Source organism: Xenorhabdus vietnamensis, from assembly GCF_002127535.1.
GTDB classification, from domain to species: Bacteria; Pseudomonadota; Gammaproteobacteria; order Enterobacterales; family Enterobacteriaceae; genus Xenorhabdus; species Xenorhabdus vietnamensis.
Window position 1 is genome coordinate 1 of the sequence record NZ_MUBJ01000064.1, and the last position, 2,690, is coordinate 2,690.

1 protein-coding gene is annotated in these 2,690 nt (G+C 41.3%); it reads left to right on the plus strand.

Annotated features, from left to right (window positions below):
• The first annotated feature begins 688 nt into the window (after positions 1 to 688).
• Positions 689 to 1,774: a Replication protein gene (locus tag Xvie_RS19980; protein ID WP_244175750.1), complete on the plus strand. Its 1,086-nt coding sequence runs from the start codon at positions 689 to 691 to the stop codon at positions 1,772 to 1,774.
• Positions 1,775 to 2,690: the final 916 nt, after the last annotated feature.

Here is a 2,690-nt window from a genome sequence, read left to right on the forward strand (position 1 = left end):
TTTCATGTCACGTTGCCAGAAAAAGCCAGTGAACTCATTACCCGTCTGACTGATAATTTCCAGATTTTAAAACCCGCATCTTCAAGTTAATTGCGTATAATAAACAATTCACCTGTCTTCTTTTTTTATTATAAATTCATCACCAATATTACTGTATTGCTGTATTGCTGTATTTTTTATTCAATTTATTATGAGAAATTAATTATCAAAAGAGAATAAATTAGCAATATATTTTTAATAAAATATCAGTGATTAGTCAAATCAATAGTGCGTTCAATGTAATAGTATTCTGAACCGGAACCGCCAATATTTCCGGTTTAGAATTTTTCTGGTATAAAAACAGAGCACTATCAAGTTCCTTTTAGGGGAAGTAAAGAAAAAGTTGATCTCGATAGAGAAGTTATCAGAAAGGAAATTGATCCTTATGCTTTACAGTGCTAAAGTTAATAGCAGTTTTTGAATGAGAAATTCTGGTCGGCCACGCCGAAAGGTGGCTAAATGCGGTCAGTGAGTCACGAAATTCGCTAACTGCTAAAAAGAAGAAACCCCATAATCTGAGCAATCTTGGCGGAGTGAGCAGAATTACGGGGTATCATAGTGCAGAAATCGTTTGTGGTTTCTGCATAGGAGTATAGAACGATGAGACTTCTATTGCAACTTTTTGATCCCCGCCATAAGTGCAGGGGATGTGTTTAAAAATCAACACACCCTATCAACTTCCGGTAGCCCTATTCGTACCCGGCGTGGCGAGTCCAACGCTTTACGGCGCGGGGTCTCTAAAATTCACCGGCGTTATACGCCTAACCCGGATATCCGGGTGCCTAACGGCACGCCTGCCCGGTTGTCTCGCACCCTGAAAAGTCATGACTGGCGTCAGGATCGCCAGCTTATTGCCCTGCGACAGAAAGGGTATACACCGTATTCAGAGCGTAAAAATCCGCACTTCGTACCGAAACCGATGCGTATCAGTGCCCGTTCTGAAAGCCGTGAAGCCTTAACTTCCCTATCACTAGCGTTAGCAGCGAATACGGATTTTTTCCCCGGTCACGATTATCTGTTTGAAGTGATGGTACCCTTTGAATTTATCGCCAAGGCGATGGGAGTACTGCATGAATACGATAACGGTCGTAAATCGTATGATGTGGCACTTCATGCGCTGTCTGTCTTTGAGCAACTGGAGCAAATCGTCGTCCATAGGGATAAAAACCGGGATGTTGGCCAAAATAAGCCCGTGCGCATTTGGTTGAAACCGGAATTTTTTATGTCTAAAGGTATTCCGCGTGACGAAATCCGACGCAGCCTGATTGACTTCCAAAACTGGGCTATCAAAAGTGGGCAGCTTGAAAATCTGGAAAAAAAATACCAGCGTCATTTATTGAATATGGCTCGATTGGGCATTGATATAGAAAACAAATACGCGTTGTGTAATCTACTGAAAAAGATTAAACGTTCAGTAGTAGCCCAAGATTTGCAGAAACAGAAAGCTGAAGCACTCAAAAAAATCGAAGATAGTATTGAGTCGTTAGATCGCAAAGAATCAAAAAATCTGGAAGCCGAACTAGATAGAACGCAATGTTCGGTCGATAATCTGCGAAAGAAGGATAAATCAGATTCAATTTACTGGCGTATGTTTGTTGCATGGCAAAAAACAACAACACCGGTTGCTGTCCATTATGCAAAAAACAAATTAAAAACGCGGTATCCTCATGTAAACGAATATTCTGAGCAATTCTATCGTTTGTTGCTTGAGCAAGAGGGTGCCATTCTGACCTAAACGCATTTATTGATGCTAATTTCAAATGACCGTGCCGATGCGCGGTTTTTGTGTTTGCCTCTCGTCAGGAAACACGCTTTTTTGCTCAATTATCCCCCTGTTTGATGCCTCCTTTCTTGGCCTTTTGGGTTTCAAAATACCGCGGTTCCACTAATCCCTCTCGTTTGGTACAAGAAATATGCAATTAATTTCGAATAGATCCCCATGTATACAATTAACTTCGAAGTTTATTTCTGAACAAAGAGCCTTATAAATAAGGAATATCGAGTTGAGCCTAAAGGCTACAACTCTCGATATTAACCCCTTAATAAAAAAATAAGAAAAAACACACACAAAAAACAAAAAAAGGACTTCGCTTGCAGCGGCAAATGCCGCGCCGCTCAGAATATTAATCACTACTTTATAAATAATAATTACAACATACATTTACATCTTTACCTTCATCAATGAGAAATATCGCTTCCCATTTCTTTTGTCTTCGACCATCCAACTCTTGAGTAGCTGTCAGTTCTATGAAGTTAAGGCTTAGCAGGGAAGGGAGGGGTATTGGGTACTCTGTAAGTCCCCTCTTTGCGTCGTCGGATTGCGTTTTGGTGCCCCATAAAGCTATTGTGTGCCTCCTTACCATGCGCTACGCGCATAAAAACCAGCACTATACTATCTCTCTCAGGAGACAGCTTAGAGAGAGAATGTAATGAGCGCATCCCAATCACTTAGCCCTTGGCACCGTGCTGGAATTGAGAGGTGAGGCGTGGATCCTCTCAGATTTCCGGCCTTATAGTGCCTAAGCGGGAAGCCTGTTGCTCCCTGATGACTAGAGCAACTGTCTTCAACCGTATTTTTTAAGAAGTCAACTGATGGTAAGACTCATCCCATATTTGGCTATTTCTAACCATTGCGTTAATGATGGTCAGAA